Raw genomic sequence first — 16299 nt, 5'->3', positions numbered from 1 at the left:
CATGACCCGCCACCTCCTCTTCCTTACCGGCACCCGCGCCGACTTCGGCAAGTTGGAACCCCTTGCCGCCGCTGCCCGCGACGCAGGCCACCGGGTCACCTTCTTCGTCACCGGCATGCATATGATGGACCGCTATGGCCTGACCCGGAACGAAGTCCGGCGGATGCCCGGGGTTGGGGTGGAGGAGTTCGTCAACCAGGCCGAGGGCGACCCGCAGGATCTGGTCCTGGCGCGTACGGTCACCGGCTTTTCGGCCTACATCAACGCCGCGCGACCCGACCTGATCGTCCTGCACGGCGACCGGATCGAGGCGCTGGCGGGGGCGCTGGTGGCGGCCACGAACTATGTCCGCTCGGCGCATGTCGAGGGTGGCGAGGTCTCCGGGACGATCGACGAGGTCTTCCGCCACTGCAACACCAAGCTGTGCACGCATCACTTCGTTTCGTCCGAAGCCGCCGGTCGCCGGGTCCGCGCGCTGGGCGAGCCTGAGAAGACGATCCACCCCATCGGCTCGCCCGAACTGGATTTCCACGCCCGCCCCTCGGGTGTCACCCTCGACGACGTGCGCGCCCGATACGAGATCCCGTTCGACCAGTATGGCATCGTCACCTTCCACCCGGTCACCAGCGAGCAGGATACCATCGGCCAGCAGGCAGCGGACCTTTTCGGCGCGCTGGAGGCCTCGGGGCGCAACTTCGTCGTGATCGCACCGAACAACGATCCGGGCTCGAAAGACATCTTCCAGGTCCTTGAGAGGCTTCCAAAATCCCGGTTCAGGGTCCTGCCCTCGATGCGGTTTGCCCACTTCAGCGAACTGATGAAGAACGCAGCCTGCATGGTCGGCAATTCCAGCGCCGGGGTGCGCGAGGCCCCGTTCCTGGGGCTGCCGTCGCTGGACATCGGGACGCGGCAGTCGAACCGGTCCGATGCCCCATCGGTCTCGACCTGTGAAGCTGCGGACCGCGCCTCGATCCTTGACTTTCTGGTCAGGCATTGGGGTCGCCAGGCGACCCCGCACGAAGGCTTCGGACAGGGCGGCGCGGCCGAGCGGTTCGTCGAAACGCTGGCGCGACCGGACTTCTGGACCCTGAGCCTGCAGAAGGTCTTCCGTGACTAGGCCCGGCCTTTCGCTTGCAACCTACCTGGCGGCCTCCCGCCTGATCCCGCTGGCCGCACCACGGCTTTTGGCCCGTCGGCTGGCGAAAGGGAAAGAACTTCCCGACCGCTGGCGCGAAAAGCTGGGAGAGCCGTCGCTGCCAAAGCCGGACGGTCCGCTGATCTGGTTGCATGCTGTGGGCCTGGGCGAGGTTCTGGCGCTGCGTGGGTTGATTGCGGCGATGGCCGGGCAGTCGGATGCGAATTTCCTGGTGACCTCCACCACCCGCGGCTCGGCCGAAGTGCTGGCAAGGAACCTGCCGCCCCGGACCCGTCACCAGTTTCTGCCACTGGACGCGCCCGCCTATCTTGCGCGGTTCCTTGACCACTGGCGACCGGACCTGTCGATCTGGGCCGAGCAGGATCTCTGGCCCGGCGCTGTCCATGCGGCGGATACCCGGGGCATCCCGCTGGCCTTGGTGAACGCCCGGATGAATGTCGAGGCTTACGCCCGCCGACGCAGATGGGTCGGCCTGTATGCTGACCTCTTCGCCCGCTTCCGCCTGATCACCGCGCAGGACAACGCGACAGGCCGCCACCTGCAAGCCCTTGGTGCGGTGGTGGTATCTGTCCGCACTTCGCTGAAGGCCGCTGCTCCGCCGCTGGCAGCCGACCCACAGGCTCTGGCCCAGACGCGCGAGGCGCTGGTCGGGCAAAGTCCGGTCCTTCTTGCCTCGTCGCACCATGAGGACGAGTTCGTGACCCTTTCGGCGTTCCGCGCGCTTCGGCAGCGGCCGCTCCTGATCATCGCCCCGCGCGATCCGTCCCGCGGGCCCGAGATCGTGGAGCGAGTGGCCGAACATGGGATGACGGCTACCCTGCGGTCTGCGGGGCAGGGGCCGGTGGCGGATGTCTGGATCGTGGATACGCTGGGCGAGATGGGGCTCTGGTACCGACTTTGCCCGGTCACGATCATCGGTGGCACCTTCGGCCCGACCGAGGGCCACAACCCTTGGGAGCCCGCCGGCTTGGGCTCGGCCATCCTGCATGGTCCCCGCATCGCCAACTTCGCGGCTGACTTCTGTGCCCTGCACCAGGGTGCCGCGGCCCGTCTGGTGATGCCCGACAGCCTGGCCGCCGCGCTGGCCGAGGATCACTCTGGCATGGCCTCTCGTGCCAAGGCAGTGTCCGAGGCCGCACAAGGCTCTTTGGACCCGCTCGCTGGCGAGCTTCTGACCCTTGCGGGGCTAGCATGAGGCTATGGTTCTTCCTGCGCCTCTGGTCTGCGCTTTGGCACCTGGGTTTGCCATTTGTGCTGGTCTATCTCTGGCGCCGGGGGCGCAAGGACCCCGACTACACCCGTCACCTTGGCGAACGCTTCGGTCGATACCCGCAACGCCGGCCGGGCGCGGTCTGGGTTCATGCCGTCTCATTGGGCGAGGTGCGCTCGGCGGTGCCGCTGATCCGTTCGCTCCTGGACCGGGGTGAAACGGTCGTCACCACCCATTTCACGCCCGCCGGCCGCCGCGAGGCCTGCAAGGTCTTCGCCGCCGAGATCGCCGTGGGCCGACTTGCCGCCGTGTGGGTTCCTTTTGAAACCTCATGGGCTTACGCGGGATTCTTCAAGGCATTTCAGCCCAGGCTGGGCCTGGTGATGGAGATTGAGATCTGGCCACGGATGATCTTTGCCTCCCGCACTGCGGGGGTGCCGCTCTACATGTGCAACGCGCAGTATCCGACGGATTCGATGATCCGGGACGCCCGTTTTGGCATCCGCCCCGGTCTGATGCGCGGCTTTGCCGGGGCCTTCGTCAAGTCGGACCTGCAGGCGCAACGCTTTGCCTCGGTGGGTGTGCAGAACATCACCGTGACCGGAGAATTGCGCTTTGACCAGCCGATCCCCGCGGCGCATCTGGCCGCCGCCACTGCCCTGCGTCCCAGCCTTGGCCCGCGTCGCGTGATTGCCTTCGCCTCGGTCACCGAGGCCGAGGAGGCGCTGTTTCTGGCGGCGGCTCGGGAAATCCTGTCGGTCCGCACACCGCCCGTCATCCTTTTCATCCCCCGCGCGCCCGAGCGTTTTGGAGCGGTGGCCAAGGCCATGACGGACAAGGGCATGCTATTTTCCCGCCGCAGCCAACGGTTCGACCGCAGCTTTGCCGCGCTCTCGCAAACACCGATGGACGTGCTGCTGGGGGATTCGCTGGGCGAGATGTATTTCTATCTTGGCCTCGCCGACCGCGTGGTGGTGGGTGGAGGGTTCCAGCCAAAAGGCTCGCACAACATTATCGAGCCACTGGCCCTGAAGCTGCCGGTGCTTGTCGGTCCGCAGATCCAGACCATCGAATATCCGGCGGTCGAGGCGATTGCGGCGGGGGTGTGCCATCAGACGTCCGCCGAACGGTTGGTAAGGGACGTGCTGGATTGGCCGGACCCGTCGCCACAAGCGATTTCCGCGTTCATGGCGGCCCATTCCGGCGCAACGGCGCGGACCTTGGCTGCCATTGTGCCGCTGCTCAGGCCTTGACCAGCCCATCCTTCAACTGCTCGGACAAAAGGAACTCCACCAGCCGGAAGTCATAGGGGGTGTCGATGTCATGGCAGCGCTCGGCGGGCAGGACATAGGGGATGACCCGGCCCTCGTAGATTGTCTTTGCCCGACGCAGATAGTCCGGGTTCACAACGTAGACCATGCCCACATGTTCATAGACCGTGGGCGCATCCTGTCGCGCCCAGACCCCGCCAGGCAGGGGTTTCGACACATGCAGCGACCCGGTGGTGTCGGGCTCCACAAGGTTGAAATATGGATTCTTTCGTGCCTCACAGACACTCATGACCATGTCAGGATGTTCGATTTCGTAAAGCGTCAGGGCGCCGTCGATATCCTCGGGCAGGCGCAGGGGCGAGGTGCAGTCAAGGTCCAGGAAGGCCGCGACCGGACCGAGCAGAGCCTCGCTGGCGGCCAGTGCATGTTGCCAGACCCCCCATTTCGGCGCGGTGTCGGTGGCAAGCTCGGCGGGGCGCAGGCCGATGTCCAGCGCTCCCCGCCTTACGGCGTGGGAATAGATCGCCTCGTCATCCGTTGACACGACAACCGCGCCCACCCGGGGATTGGCGAAAAGCTGGTCCAGTGACCAGTCGATCAGCGGCTTGCCGCACAGCGGGCGAAAGTTCTTGCCCGGCACGCCCTTCGACCCCTTGCGCGCGCCGATATGCCCCAGGATCATGCTCAGCCTCTCCTCTTGGTGGAAGCCTTAGCGCGATGACGACGGTGATGCCAGCACCGGTGGGCGGCGCTGCGGCCATTCGGTCGCGCGGTGCCAGGCCTGGCCGATCGCCAGCACCTTGGCGTCATCGCCTGACCGGCCGATGATCTGCATCCCTATCGGCAGACCCTGCGGGCCAAAGCCCGCTGGAACCGACAGGGCGGGCAGGCCGATCAGGCTGGCGGGAATGACCACCTCCATCCAGCGGTGATAGGTGTCCATCTTGTGACCGGCGATCTCCTCCGGCCAGCGCCAGTCGGCCGGAAATGGCCAGACCTGGGCCGAGGGCAGGACGACAGCGTCATACTGGTTGAACATCCGCGCCGCATGGGCATGCCAGCGGCTGCGGATGACGCTGGCCTCATAGACGGCTTGGGCGGACAGCCCCAGGCCCTGCTCGATCTCCCAGATCGTCTCGGGCTTGGTCAGGGCGCGCTTGGCCGGGTCTTCCGCCAGGGCACGCTTGCCGCCGGCGTTCAGCATGGCGCGCAGGGTCACCCAGGCGGACCACAGACTTTCGGCCGGGAAGGGTGGGGGCAAAGGCTCCACCACCGCGCCCATATCCTCCATCTGCCGCAGGGCAGCCTGGCAAAGGTCCAGGATGCCCGGCTCCATCGCATAGGCGCCACCCCAGTCGCCCAGCCAGCCGATCCGTATCCCGCCCATGCCGCGGTCAAGGCCCGGCAGCACGTCCGGCACCGCGCGGGGGAAGGGGACCTCGGGGTTCTCGCCCGCCAGCACCATCAAAAGGCGTGCCACGTCCTCGATCGTGCGGCCCATCGGGCCTTCGGTAGACAGCGTAGAGAGGTAGCTGTCCCCCTCGGCGTCCTGTGGCACCAGGCCCCAACTGGGCCGGAAGCCATAGAGGTTGCAGAAAGCGGCAGGGTTGCGCAGGCTGCCCATCATGTCCGACCCGTCCGCCACCCAGGCCATCCGCGCCGCCAGCGCCGCCGCGGCCCCGCCGGAGGAGCCCCCGGCGCTGCGCGACAGGTCATAGGGGTTCCGCGTCACCCCAAACAGCGGGTTGAAAGAATGAGATCCCTGGCCCCACTCGGGAACATTGGTCTTTGCCGCGATCACCGCTCCCGCGGCCCGCAGCCGCGCGGCCACGAGGTCGTCCTTCGCCGGCACATGGTCGGCATGCAGTGGAGACCCCCAGGTGGTCCGCAGTCCCTGGGTCGCCACAAGATCCTTTACTGCAAAGGGAATCCCATGCAGCCAGCCCTGTGGCGTCACATCGTCCAGCGCCCGCGCCTCGGCCATCAGCGCGTCGGGGTCGCGCATGCTGACGATGGCATTCACTGCGTGATTGACCGCCTGAACTTGCCCAAGCCAGGCTGCCATGACCTCGGACGGCGCAACCTTTCGGGCGTGTATCGCCACCGAAAGCTCCGTCGCCGACCACTCCAGCAAGTCTTTCATCTTTGCTCAAATATCCCACGGGGGGTGCGGGGGGTGTGAAACCCCCCGCGTTCTTCGGATCAGCCGAAGCTTACTTCTGCAACTCGGTCCAGATCGCAGTCATGTATTCCAACCCCTTGCCCCGGCAGGTCGGCAGGAACTTGCCAGCGGCCTTGTGCTCTTCGGGGACCACCACTTCGGGCGCGGTCTTCATGTCTTCCGGCATGAAGGCTTCGGACCCGGCGACGCCGTTGGCATAGCGCGCAAAGGCCGAGATCATCGCGGCGTTCTCGGGCAGCATGATGAAGTCCATGAACTTGTAGGCTTCTTCGACGTTCGCCGCGTCCTGCAGCAGCATGACCGAGTCCATGAAGATCGGGTAGCCTTCCTTGGGATAGCCGTATTGCACGTCGCCGTTGGTGTTCAGCCGCACCCGCATGGTCGAGCCGTTCCAGTTGACGCTGGCGGCCCAGTCGCCGTTGGACAGCCGCTCGGTCGCGCCGTAGTCCATGCTGATCCAGTTCGGCTTGGCGGCCAGCAGGACGTCACGCGCTTTTTTCATGACCTCGGGGTCTTCGCTGCAGGGCTCGCCGCCGACATACATTGTGGCCAGGGACACGATGTCGATCATTTCGGGTACGACGTTGATCTTGCCGACAAGTTCAGGCGGGACGTCCAGGAACACGGCAGAGGTGTTGATGTCACCGCCATAGATCTTGGTGTTGACCGCAATTCCGGTCGTCCCCCACTGCCACGGGATCGAGTATTTCCGGCCCTGATCCCAGTCCACGTCCGTCCATTCCGGCGCGATGTTCTTGTGGTTTGGCAGCTTGGACAGGTCCAGCTCCTGGACCAGGCCCTTTTCGACCCAGATCGGCACATAACTGGCCGAGGGCACGACCAGATCAAAGCCTGACCCACCCGCCTCTACCTTGGCCAGGGCCACGTCGTTGCTGTCATAGTCGGTGACGGTGACCTTGATCCCGGTCTCCTGCTCGAACTTCTTCAGAAGCTCGGGGCTGGTGTAGTTGCCCCAGTTGTACAGCTGCAGCACGCCCTCGGCCCCGGCCAGGGAAGCCGAGGCCAGAAGCAATGCCGTTGCGGACAGAAGATGTTTCATTTCTTGTCTCCCAATTGGTTATTAGTCGTTCTTGCGCGTCAGAAGGAAGAACAGGGTCAGAAGGACCACTGTCAGCCCCAGAAGCATTGTCGAGATCGCGTTGACCTCGGGCGTGAAGGACCGGCGCAGCTGGCCCAGCATGTAGGTGGGCAGCGTGTCCTGTCCGCCGGACTTGACGAACTCGGTAATCACCACGTCATCCAGGCTGATGACGAAGGCCAGCATGGCGCCTGCCATGATGCCCGGTGCCAGAAGCGGCAGCGTCACCCGTCGGAAGGTCTGCCAGGGTGTCGCGTACAGGTCGGCGGCGGCCGTCTCCAGCGCGAGGTCCATGCTTTCCAGCCGCGCCCGGATCGGCAGGTAGGCGAATGGGATACAGAAGGCGGTATGGGCCACGATCAGATAGCCCAGGCCTTGATAGCCGGTGGCCACCTTGATGATCCCGAAGAAGATCAGAAGGGCGACAGCTGTCACCACCTCGGGCACCATCAGGGGCTGGTTGATCACGACGTAGATGAAGGTCTGCCCCTTGAACGCCCGGCGCCGCGTTGTCCCCAGGGCGGCCATCGTCGCCAGTGTCGTGGACAGGACCGCCGCCGACGCCCCGATCACCAGCGACCGCATGGTGGCGGCCTTCACGTCGTCGTTGGCCCAGGCATCGGCATACCAGTGCAGCGAAAACCCGCCCCAGATCGCGACCGAGTTCGAGGCGTTGAAGGAAAACGTCACCAATGTGATGATGGGCAGATAGAGCAGCACGAAAGCCGCGATGGCGATGGTCGCAAAGCCGGGCAGGCGGCTGATCTGGAACCCACGCTCAGCCATGCCCGGCCCCCCGGTCCCGGTTCGCGACCCGGACATAGACCAAGAGCGCGGCCATCACGATGAACAGCAGCGCCACCGACAACGCCGCGCCCAAAGGCCAGTTCTTGCCTTGCAGGAACTGCAACTCGATGAAGTTGCCGATCATCATGTTCTTGCCGCCGCCCAGGATGCGCGGCGTGACATAGGCCCCAAGCGAGGGAACGAAGACCAGGATCGACCCGGCGATGATTCCGGGCTTGACGATGGGCAGGATCACCCGGCGCAGGGTGCGCAAGCGGCTGGCATAGAGGTCGTAGGATGCCTCCAGAAGCCGCATGTCGAAACGCTCGATCGTGGCGTAAAGCGGAAGCACCATCAGCGGCAGGTAGACATAGGTCATGCCGATCAGGACGGCGGTCTCGGTGTAGTTGATCTGCAAGGGGGTCTCGATGACCCCGGCCCAGATCAGCAGGGTGTTCAGAAGGCCCTCGTTGCGGATCACCTCGTTGATCGCAAAGGTGCGGATCAGCAGGTTGGTCCAGAACGGAATGGTGATCAGGAAAAGCCACAGCGCGCGCTGCTGCTGCGGTCGCGTGGCGATGAACCAGGCGGTCGGAAAGCCGATGGCGAAGGTCAGCGCCGTGGTGGTCAAGGACAGCCAGACCGACCGCCAGAAGATCGTAAGGTGCGCATCGGCCAGGGCGTAGCGTTCCTCGAAGATGTCGTAGGTGAAGAAGATACCCTTCCACCCCTCGATTGACCATTCGTGGATCACGTTCCCGGTGTCGTTCGCAGTCAGGAAGGAATACCACACGACGATCAGCAGTGGCCCCGAGGCCGCAAAGGCCAGCACCACCAGCGCCGGCAGCGACAAGAGCCAGCCGTTGCGGGCCGAAGTCCTTACTGCGTTGTCCTCGGCGGGGCTCATCAGTCTTCCACCCGTTGCACGGCGCCCATGGCGAAGGTGACGCCGACATCCTGGCCTTCTGCCATGCCCGCTTCGCCGGAAACCGGGTTCTGCAACCGCGCGACCAATTCGGTCCCGTCGGCCAGGGCCATGTGGCAATGCGTATCGGTGCCGAAATAGACCAGGGTTCTGACCCGAGCCTGCAAGCCGCCGTCCTCGGCCCGACCAAGACGAAGCTGTTCGGGACGCACGCTGACCGTGGCCTGACCGCCTGCCCGCAAGCCCGGCACGTCGATCCTCTCGCCAGTGGGCAGGCGCAGGGTCGCATCCTCGGCGGTGCCGGTCAGGAAGTTCGTCTCGCCGATGAAACTGGCGACGAAGCGGTTCTTCGGGTGGATGTAGATGTCCTTGGCCGTGCCCACCTGCTGGATTTGTCCCGCGCTCATCACCGCGATGCGGTCAGACATGGTCAGGGCTTCTTCCTGGTCGTGGGTCACGAAGATGAAGGTGATCCCGGTTTCCAGTTGCAGGCGCTTCAGCTCGATCTGCATCTCCTTGCGCAGCTTCAGGTCCAGCGCGCTGAGCGGTTCGTCCAGCAGTAGCACCTTCGGTTGCGGGGCCAGCGCCCGGGCCAGCGCCACCCGCTGCTGCTGGCCGCCCGACAGCTGGCCGGTCTTGCGGCCCGCCATCGCCTCCAGCTTGACCAGTGCCAGCATCTGTGCCGTGCGCGCCTTCACTTCGGCGCCTGGTTTGCCAAGCATTTCAAGCCCGAAGGCGATGTTCTGCGCCACGGTCAGGTGGGGAAACAGCGCATAGGACTGGAACACCGTGTTCACCGGCCGCCGGTTCGGCGGCAAGGTTGTGATGTCCGTGCCGTCCAGCAGGATCGTGCCCTCGGTCGGCATCTCGAACCCGGCGATGAGGCGCAGCAGCGTGGTCTTGCCGCAACCCGATGGCCCAAGCAGAGTGAAGAACTCCCCCCGCCGGATATCCACGGAAACATCGTCCAGCGCCCGGACTGCACCGCTGCCTTGCCCGAATGCCTTGACGACATTGCGCGCCGAGATCGTCACCTCATCGGTCACCGAAGCCCCCTCGAATTCCCCGTTTGATCATATTGATCCGCCGACTTGTTCGCTGACAAGCGATTTCTTCCCCCTATTCGGCCATCGGCGCACGCTTGCCCGCCCAGGGGCTCGCCCGCTCGATTTCTGCACATAGCGCGATCAGTTCCTCATCCTGCCCGAAGGCTGCGGCCAGATGCACTCCGATCGGCAGACCTGCCTTCGACCAGCCCAGGGGCAGGCTTGCCGCCGGCTGTCCCGAAGCGTTGAAGACCGCGCAGAAGGGGGAATAGGCGAAGATGCCCTGCGGCCCGGTGCGATAGCCGACGTAATCCTCGGTGTCATGGCTGAACCGTCCCACCTTGGCCGGAGGCTCTGCCAAAGTCGCGGACAAAAGGATGTCCGGCCCTTCGTCGAAGAACCCCGCCATCTGCCGCCCGAAAGCGTGGATCTGACCCACGGCCTCCAGATAACGCGTCGGATGCAGCGACTGCGCATAGGCCCAGGCGCCGCGGCCCACCGCCTCGACCTCATCGAGCCGCGGCGGTCGGTCGCCCAGCTTCGACCGGATCGACAGCGCGGTGCCGATGCCGACGATGTCGGTCCAGGCCCGCATCATCATCGGCACATCGGCGCGGGGACGCGCGGGTTCCACGTGATGCCCCAGGCTTTCCAGCAGCCGCCCGGTTGCCCGAACCGCCTCGGCCACTTCTGAATCGATTGGCTCTCCGGTAAAGGTCGTGTCGCAAAGACCAACCCGCAGTCGCCGGGGCGGGCGAGAGATCGCTGCCGCATGGCCGCGTCCCAGGGGTGGCGCAAAATACGGCGCGCCCTGGTCGGCCCCCTCGCAGGCGTCCAGCATCACCGCCGTATCGCGGACCGACCGCGTAAGGAACCCGTCGATCGCCATGCCCGCCCAGCCTTCGCCGGCGTAAGGCCCGTCCGGCAGCCGCGCCCGCGTCGGCTTGAACCCGAAAAGCCCGCAGGACGCCGCCGGAATCCGCACCGACCCGCCGCCGTCCGACCCATGCGCGAAGGCGACGATCCCCGCCGCCACTGCTGCGCCTGCCCCGCCCGAGGACCCGCCCGAGGTATGCTCCAGCCCCCAGGGATTCCGCGTCGGACCGCCGTAGACGGCCGCCTCGGTTGCGGCACCCACGCCCCCTTCCGGCGACGTGGTACGCCCAAATGTGACCACGCCTGTCGCCTTTATCCGCGCGAAGATGCTGGAATCACCCGGATAAACCGTGTTCGCAAACAGGCGCGAGCCATTGTGCGACGGGAAATCCCTCGCCTCGATCCCCAGGTCCTTGATCAGGAACGGCACCCCCCGGAACGGCCCGGCAGGCAAGCCGTCGGCTATGGCCTTGCGCGCAACGCCTTCCTGCACCAGGACAACGGCGTTCAAGGCAGGGTTCCGCGCCTCGACCGCCGCCAGCGCGGCATCCAGCAGCTCCGAAGGCGTCACCTCGCCCGCAGCCACCAGTGCGGCCAGGGCGGTTGCATCCGCCGCGCCCAGATCTCCGATCATTTGAACCCCCGTGTTGATCCACCCAGACTGCGGCCCCGCGCCCGGCAGGGCATGTCCGGGACCGACACCGCTGGCCCGGATGCGTCAGCGGCGCAGAACCTGGGCCAGCACCTCGCGCAGGGTCTCGGGCAGGATCGGTTTCGGCAGGAACCCGTCCAGCCGCTCACGCAGCGTGTCGTCGCGCCGGATCGACAGGACATCCGCCGTCATCGCCACGACGGGGATCTTGCGGCCATGCGTTTCGCGGATACGGAACAGTGTTTCCTGGCCGTCCATGCCCGGCATCATGAGGTCCAGAAGCACCGCGTCGATGCCGCCCTGCTCCAGCCGGGCCAAGGCTTCTGGACCGCTGCCCGCCTCGACCGGGCGGGCACCCGCCGCCGTCAGAAGCTGCGCCGCCACCAGCCGGTTGGTGGCGATGTCATCGACAACAAGGATCACCCGGTCGCGGAAATCGGCGATACCATGCGCTTCCGGCGCCGCTTCCGCCTCGGGGGCGGCGACCGTCAGCCGGAACGTCGTGCCTTGTGCCACTGGCAGCAGGACCAGGTCCCCGCCCATCTGGCGCGCCACCGCCCGGCTGATCGCCAGGCCAAGACCCACGCCCGGAGTCTCGCCCGCGCCCCGGAAGAAGGGCTCGAACACCCGATCCTGCAGCGAAGCGGGGATCCCCTTGCCCAGGTCGGCCACGTCGATCTGCAGGCGGCCCCGTTGATGGCGCACCGTCACCGTGACGGGCCCGCGCGAGCTATGCTTCAGCGCGTTGCCGATCAGGTTGCCCAGACACTGTCGCACGCGCTGGCTGTCGATCAACACCACCGGGGGGACGTCGCGGCCAACCCCGACTGTCAGCTCGCGCCCTTGGTTGCGCGCCTGCAGCTCGAAGACCAGCAGGCTGGCCGACAGTTCGGGCCGCAGCGCCACGGGCCGGGGCGTCACCGCAACCCGCCCCTCGGTCAGCGCGGAATAGTCGACGGCATCGTCCAGCATCACCGCAAGGTCCCGGGCCGACGTCGCCACCGTCCGCAGCCGTTGCCGTGACGACCCTGCCGCATTGGCGGCCTCGATCTCGACCAGTCCGATCACGGCGTTGAGCGGGGTGCGCAGCTCGTGGCTGATCTGGGCCAGGAACCGGCCCTTGGCGACATTCGCGGCCTTTGCCGCCGCTGTGGCCTCGGCACCGGCACGGTGCAACCGATGGTTCGAGATCATCGCTGTCGCCGCATAGACGATGGCCGCAATGGCCGTCAGCGTCGACACCGCCAGTCCGACTAGGTTGCCTTCGCCAAGCCAGTGGACGGTATTGAACGCTAGGACCACCACCGCCACCGTCACCATTCCAACGACCCCCAGCGCCAGGTGGATCGACCGGACCGAACACAGATGCAGAAGTGAGCCCATGACGATCCCGACCGCGATGGATTTGGCATAGGGATCGTCCTGCAGCCAAACCAGCCCCGCCGCAGAGATCAGCGCCGCCTCCATCGGCACAAGGCTCAGCAGGAACATCTGGTAGCGCCGCGGCGCCCGGAGCGGGTCAAGACCGCGCAACAGGTATTGCGAGATCACTTCGCCGCCCACCTCGACCACGAACAGCGCGATCATGATCCAGGGCGCAACGAACTGCGCGCAGATCGCATAGGCCAGACCCACAAGCAGCAGCCGGGGCACCACCTCGCCCCGAAGGATGCGATGCTGGCGCGCCAGTTCATCGCGCAGCCGCTCTCCGTCGGCGTTGGACATGGAGGAGAGCGAGGGCATCACGTCCGCACCAATGGGTTGCAACCTGGGCCTGACAGTAGCCTCATGGCTGCATCATCGGTCAAGGGCCGGGGGTCGTTTGAATTGGGACCTCTTGCAGCAACAGACCGTTGCTGTCGAAGATCAGAATGGTGTCGTCGGTCGTGACGACGGCGGTCCAGCCAGTGCCGAAAGTGACCGCGGCGGGTTTTGCTCCGTCGGGAAGACGCACCTCGTCGGGCAACCGCGGGGCAGATACGGTGAAGGCCTGGGGCATCCGGGTGACAATCAGCGCAACCACGGTTATGACGCCACCGATCATCGTCAGCGTCAGCAGGATGACCAGCCATTTAAGAAGCCGCAGGCTGGGCGGCAGGGCCGCATCGGAGGCGTCGGACATGTCGACAGGCGGGGCAGGATCGGACATGGACGGGCCTTTCGGAGACGACGATGGTTTCGGCGACGGCGGTGGGTCGGGCGGCGGGTCAGGCGGCGGGTCAGGCGGCGGGTCGCTTGTCGTCACCATCGGCGAGGATGCTCCCGCCCGCCTAGATAAGGCGCTTGCGGCCGCCGTGCCAGAGGAAGCGGCGTTGTCGCGATCCCGTTTGATGCGGATGATCGCCGAGGGTGCGGTGCTGCGCGACGGGCTGGCCGTGACCGACCCCAAAGCGAAGGTCGCCGAAGGCGAGACCTATACCCTGCGCCTGGACCCGGCGGCCGTGGTCGAGACGCTGGCCGAAGACATTCCTCTGTCAGTGATCTGGGAGGACGGCGACCTGATCGTCATCGACAAACCCGCGGGGATGGTTGTCCACCCCGCGCCGGGATCGCCCTCAGGGACGTTGGTCAACGCGCTACTGCATCACTGCGGCGACACGCTGTCGGGGATCGGGGGCGAGCGGCGGCCGGGGATCGTCCACCGGATCGACAAGGATACCACGGGTCTTCTGGTCGTCGCCAAGTCCGACCGGGCGCATCATGGGCTGGCCCGGCAGTTCGAGGATCACTCGGTCAACCGGCACTACCTCGCAGTGGTCCACGGCGTGCCCTCGGGCACCGACCCTCGGTTGCGGGGGCTGCGGGGGATCAGCTTCGAGGCGGGCGGCATCCTGCGGATCGCGACGCACCTGGCCCGACACAAGACCGACCGGCAGCGGCAGGCGGTGGTCTGGGACCAGGGTCGCCACGCCGTGACCCGCGCGCATGTGGTGGAGGGGTTCGCAGGGCAGGCGGCGCTGGTCGACTGCTGGCTCGAGACGGGGCGGACCCATCAGATCCGGGTTCACCTGGCCTATGCCGGGCATGGGCTTCTGGGGGACCAGACCTATGGCGGGAAAAAGCGGCTGTCGGACAAGGCGCTGGGGGCGGCGGCGGAGATCGGGAACAGCTTCCCCCGGCAGGCCCTGCATGCGGCGAGCCTGGGGTTCGATCATCCGGTGACGGGGGAGCGGCTGGAGTTCACCTCGCCCCTGCCGGGCGACATGGCGGGGCTGATCGCGGCGCTGCGGGCGGGGTAGGCCGCAGGGGTGTCCACGGTGGACAAAACCCGGGACGCCCGCAAGATCAATGACTTGGTCGCGGACGTTAGGGATTTGGTAAGGTGTCTGACCGCAGTCCCAGGGGCAAATTTCTTGAGGAAGAAATCTGTCAAATCCCTTCCGCAAGGGATTTGGGTCCGCTATGTTGGTGCTGCACGGGCAGACTTGGCCCCTGGAGTGCGCTTTATGTTCGAGACTGTCTTCGCCTGCTGACGTCATCCGCCCCGCCTGCCGGGGTGACGGGATGACATGAACGACCGACGCAGCGCATTGGCCTGCGTTCGGTCCGGCATGGCGACAGACCACGGACTTTGCAATGAACATCTCACGGACCGAGCAGCGGGTGCTGCACGTCCTCGCCCTTGGCGGGCGCATCGACCATTCGCGGCAGGGCAGCAAGATCGACGAGATCCTGTGTGTCACCCGCGACGGCTTCGTTCTGGCCGACTGCACGCTGGACGTCTTCAGACGCCTGCGGCGCAAGCGGCTGATCGCCTCGGAAGGCGGCGGACCCTACCGCATCTCGCGGATGGGGCGGCTGTCTGTCCGGGCACAACTCGACAATCAGGGATAGACCCATGACACAGGACATCATTCGCCCGCTGCGGCGGGACGACCTTGCCGCAGTACAGGCCGTGATCGCGGCGGTTGACCTCTTTCCGGCTGAGATGCTTCCAGAGATGGCGGCGCCTTGGCTGGACGGCTGCACTGCCGCGCTATGGCTGGTTGCCGACGACGGCACGGGTCTTGCCTATGCCGCGCCAGAACAACTGACCGACGGGACCTGGAACCTGCTTTTGCTGGCGGTTGATCCAGTACGGCAGGGGCAGGGTGTCGGCCGTCGACTGGTGGACGCAGTCGAGACGGCGCTGCGCGCAAACGGGGTGCGGCTCTTGCTGGTCGAAACCTCGGGTGCACTGGGATTTGCCAGACAAAGGCGGTTTTACACCCGGATTGGCTTTCGGCGCGAGGCACGGATCCGGGACTATTACCAAACCGGGGACGACAAGGTGATCTTCACAAAGACCCTGTCCGGCTGAGCCGATGCGACCGGCGGTCCAATCCCGCCGGTCGCGACCTCAGTTGCTGACCCAGGCTGCCGGGCTTTCCAGGACCTGTTCGATCTTGCAGCCCTTGCCGCCCTGGCCTTTGCAATAGCGCAGCACCTTTTTCCTGGCCTGGCGCGCATCCTCGCCCCAGTCGGTGTGCAGCGCCCCGCTGCTGTCGATGGCGATGGCGATCGCGCCGTTCGTCACGCCCATCGCGATCCGGCAGTCGCGGAAACCCGAGGACTGGCACTGGGCGATGGCACCGGTGTCGGCCTCGGCCTGGCTGGTGGCGTTCATGTACCACGAATAGGTCGGCCCGCCGTTCGGATCGGTGCCCCAGGCCAGCGTCGCATACTGGTCGACCCAATAGCCGCCGGGGTCGCTGAAGCCGTCACCACCGCCACCATCCTCGCCCACATATTCGCACAGGGGCGTCGGAGCGATACCGTTGCCGCCGGGGTCGACACCGATCAGCACCTCGCCCGGGCCAGGTCCGTTGCAGGGGTAGTAGGCCAAGGCCTGGCCAGGGATCAGCCAGACGAGGGAGGCGAGGGCGGCAAGGCAAAGCGGCAGATGGCGCATGGCAACCTTTGTGGATTATCCTGTCGGACCCGAGGCATAGCCGCAAAACCCACCGCTGTAAGGTGGGGAGAACCTGATCCCGGACGGCGGCGGCTTGCCCATGTCCAAGCCCGTGTCCACGCCCGCATCCAAGCCGGTCTCCGCCGCTTTGCAGGCGCAGCATTGTCACGCGACCGTTATCGGGCTATGCCTGTTCGCACGCCGG

Annotated in this window: 16 protein-coding genes; 6 read left to right on the top strand and 10 right to left on the bottom strand. The window is 66.0% G+C overall.

The genetic code is table 11. The annotated features are described in order from the left end of the window. Position 1 precedes the first annotated feature (1 nt). The 3 genes from neuC to Q8M85_RS06225 are packed head-to-tail and all read left to right on the top strand — an operon-like array spanning position 2 to position 3619. Positions 2–1117, top strand: coding sequence for a UDP-N-acetylglucosamine 2-epimerase (gene neuC, locus Q8M85_RS06235; protein ID WP_305541722.1), 1116 nt, complete (start codon positions 2–4; stop codon positions 1115–1117). After that, complete coding sequence (locus Q8M85_RS06230) at positions 1110–2351, top strand: 3-deoxy-D-manno-octulosonic acid transferase (protein WP_305541719.1); 1242 nt, start codon at positions 1110–1112, stop codon at positions 2349–2351. Before neuC ends, Q8M85_RS06230 begins: the two co-directional genes overlap by 8 nt. After that, on the top strand, positions 2348–3619 hold the full coding sequence (locus tag Q8M85_RS06225; RefSeq protein ID WP_305541717.1) for a 3-deoxy-D-manno-octulosonic acid transferase: 1272 nt from the start codon (positions 2348–2350) through the stop codon (positions 3617–3619). The genes Q8M85_RS06230 and Q8M85_RS06225 overlap by 4 nt, the downstream gene beginning before the upstream one ends. On the opposite strand, the gene Q8M85_RS06220 is transcribed toward Q8M85_RS06225, so the two are convergent. The 9 genes from Q8M85_RS06220 to Q8M85_RS06180 all read right to left on the bottom strand — a co-directional run bounded on the left by Q8M85_RS06220 (position 3609) and on the right by Q8M85_RS06180 (position 13352). After that, the gene (locus Q8M85_RS06220) at positions 3609–4319 is read right to left on the bottom strand and encodes an acylneuraminate cytidylyltransferase family protein (RefSeq protein WP_305541714.1); all 711 of its coding nucleotides are present in this window, start codon (positions 4317–4319) and stop codon (positions 3609–3611) included. The two genes, Q8M85_RS06225 and Q8M85_RS06220, sit on opposite strands and share 11 nt — an antisense overlap. Before the next feature lie 27 nt (positions 4320–4346). Next, positions 4347–5780, bottom strand: a complete 1434-nt coding sequence (locus tag Q8M85_RS06215) for an amidase (protein WP_305541712.1) — start codon at positions 5778–5780, stop codon at positions 4347–4349. Between the two features lie 70 nt (positions 5781–5850). Beyond that, entirely contained in the window at positions 5851–6879 is a 1029-nt protein-coding gene (locus Q8M85_RS06210; RefSeq protein ID WP_305541709.1) for an extracellular solute-binding protein, read from the bottom strand. Positions 6880–6900: 21 nt separating this feature from the next. After that, positions 6901–7704: an ABC transporter permease gene (locus Q8M85_RS06205; RefSeq protein WP_305541707.1), complete on the bottom strand. Its 804-nt coding sequence runs from the start codon at positions 7702–7704 to the stop codon at positions 6901–6903. Further along, positions 7697–8611, bottom strand: coding sequence for an ABC transporter permease (locus Q8M85_RS06200; protein ID WP_305541704.1), 915 nt, complete (start codon positions 8609–8611; stop codon positions 7697–7699). Before Q8M85_RS06200 ends, Q8M85_RS06205 begins: the two co-directional genes overlap by 8 nt. Beyond that, positions 8611–9675 carry an ABC transporter ATP-binding protein gene (locus Q8M85_RS06195; protein ID WP_305541700.1) on the bottom strand — a complete coding sequence of 355 codons (1065 nt, stop codon included), beginning with the start codon at positions 9673–9675 and terminating at the stop codon, positions 8611–8613. Before Q8M85_RS06195 ends, Q8M85_RS06200 begins: the two co-directional genes overlap by 1 nt. 73 nt (positions 9676–9748) lie before the next feature. After that, entirely contained in the window at positions 9749–11185 is a 1437-nt protein-coding gene (locus Q8M85_RS06190; protein ID WP_305541697.1) for an amidase, read from the bottom strand. 84 nt (positions 11186–11269) lie between these two features. Next, entirely contained in the window at positions 11270–12946 is a 1677-nt protein-coding gene (locus Q8M85_RS06185; protein WP_305541694.1) for an ATP-binding protein, read from the bottom strand. Positions 12947–13007: 61 nt separating this feature from the next. Next, positions 13008–13352, bottom strand: coding sequence for a DUF6476 family protein (locus tag Q8M85_RS06180; protein WP_305541691.1), 345 nt, complete (start codon positions 13350–13352; stop codon positions 13008–13010). Between Q8M85_RS06180 and Q8M85_RS06175 the strand changes: the two genes are divergently transcribed. The 3 genes from Q8M85_RS06175 (at position 13351) to Q8M85_RS06165 (ending at position 15503) form a co-directional block, all read left to right on the top strand. Then, positions 13351–14442 carry an RluA family pseudouridine synthase gene (locus tag Q8M85_RS06175; protein ID WP_305541689.1) on the top strand — a complete coding sequence of 364 codons (1092 nt, stop codon included), beginning with the start codon at positions 13351–13353 and terminating at the stop codon, positions 14440–14442. The genes Q8M85_RS06180 and Q8M85_RS06175 overlap by 2 nt on opposite strands. A 337-nt stretch (positions 14443–14779) precedes the next feature. Then, positions 14780–15037 carry a YjhX family toxin gene (locus Q8M85_RS06170; RefSeq protein ID WP_305541686.1) on the top strand — a complete coding sequence of 86 codons (258 nt, stop codon included), beginning with the start codon at positions 14780–14782 and terminating at the stop codon, positions 15035–15037. Between the two features lie 4 nt (positions 15038–15041). Further along, positions 15042–15503 (top strand): N-acetyltransferase, encoded by a 462-nt coding sequence (locus Q8M85_RS06165; RefSeq protein ID WP_305541683.1) that lies wholly within the window; start codon positions 15042–15044, stop codon positions 15501–15503. A gap of 39 nt (positions 15504–15542) precedes the next feature. On the opposite strand, the gene Q8M85_RS06160 is transcribed toward Q8M85_RS06165, so the two are convergent. Further along, a complete protein-coding gene (locus Q8M85_RS06160) occupies positions 15543–16094 on the bottom strand; it encodes a DUF4189 domain-containing protein (protein WP_305541680.1) in 552 nt (183 codons plus the stop codon). Positions 16095–16299 lie beyond the last annotated feature (205 nt).

The sequence above is a fragment of the Tabrizicola sp. genome (genome assembly GCF_030694085.1).
GTDB lineage: Bacteria > Pseudomonadota > Alphaproteobacteria > Rhodobacterales > Rhodobacteraceae > Tabrizicola.
The sequence above is the reverse complement of the archived record's forward strand: the minus strand, read 5'-3'. Positions and strand labels throughout refer to the sequence as shown.

Bases quoted from the DNA above. Each gene is read 5' to 3' on its own strand.
- neuC (WP_305541722.1), top strand. From the start codon at position 2: ATGACCCGCCACCTCCTCTTCCTTACCGGCACCCGCGCCGACTTCGGC.
- Q8M85_RS06225 (WP_305541717.1), top strand. From the start codon at position 2,348: ATGAGGCTATGGTTCTTCCTGCGCCTCTGGTCTGCGCTTTGGCACCTG.
- Q8M85_RS06220 (WP_305541714.1), bottom strand. From the start codon at position 4,319: ATGATCCTGGGGCATATCGGCGCGCGCAAGGGGTCGAAGGGCGTGCCG.
- Q8M85_RS06215 (WP_305541712.1), bottom strand. From the start codon at position 5,780: ATGAAAGACTTGCTGGAGTGGTCGGCGACGGAGCTTTCGGTGGCGATA.
- Q8M85_RS06210 (WP_305541709.1), bottom strand. From the start codon at position 6,879: ATGAAACATCTTCTGTCCGCAACGGCATTGCTTCTGGCCTCGGCTTCC.
- Q8M85_RS06205 (WP_305541707.1), bottom strand. From the start codon at position 7,704: ATGGCTGAGCGTGGGTTCCAGATCAGCCGCCTGCCCGGCTTTGCGACC.
- Q8M85_RS06200 (WP_305541704.1), bottom strand. From the start codon at position 8,611: ATGAGCCCCGCCGAGGACAACGCAGTAAGGACTTCGGCCCGCAACGGC.
- Q8M85_RS06190 (WP_305541697.1), bottom strand. From the start codon at position 11,185: ATGATCGGAGATCTGGGCGCGGCGGATGCAACCGCCCTGGCCGCACTG.
- Q8M85_RS06185 (WP_305541694.1), bottom strand. From the start codon at position 12,946: ATGCCCTCGCTCTCCTCCATGTCCAACGCCGACGGAGAGCGGCTGCGC.
- Q8M85_RS06175 (WP_305541689.1), top strand. From the start codon at position 13,351: ATGGACGGGCCTTTCGGAGACGACGATGGTTTCGGCGACGGCGGTGGG.
- Q8M85_RS06180 (WP_305541691.1), bottom strand. From the start codon at position 13,352: ATGTCCGATCCTGCCCCGCCTGTCGACATGTCCGACGCCTCCGATGCG.
- Q8M85_RS06170 (WP_305541686.1), top strand. From the start codon at position 14,780: ATGAACATCTCACGGACCGAGCAGCGGGTGCTGCACGTCCTCGCCCTT.
- Q8M85_RS06165 (WP_305541683.1), top strand. From the start codon at position 15,042: ATGACACAGGACATCATTCGCCCGCTGCGGCGGGACGACCTTGCCGCA.
- Q8M85_RS06160 (WP_305541680.1), bottom strand. From the start codon at position 16,094: ATGCGCCATCTGCCGCTTTGCCTTGCCGCCCTCGCCTCCCTCGTCTGG.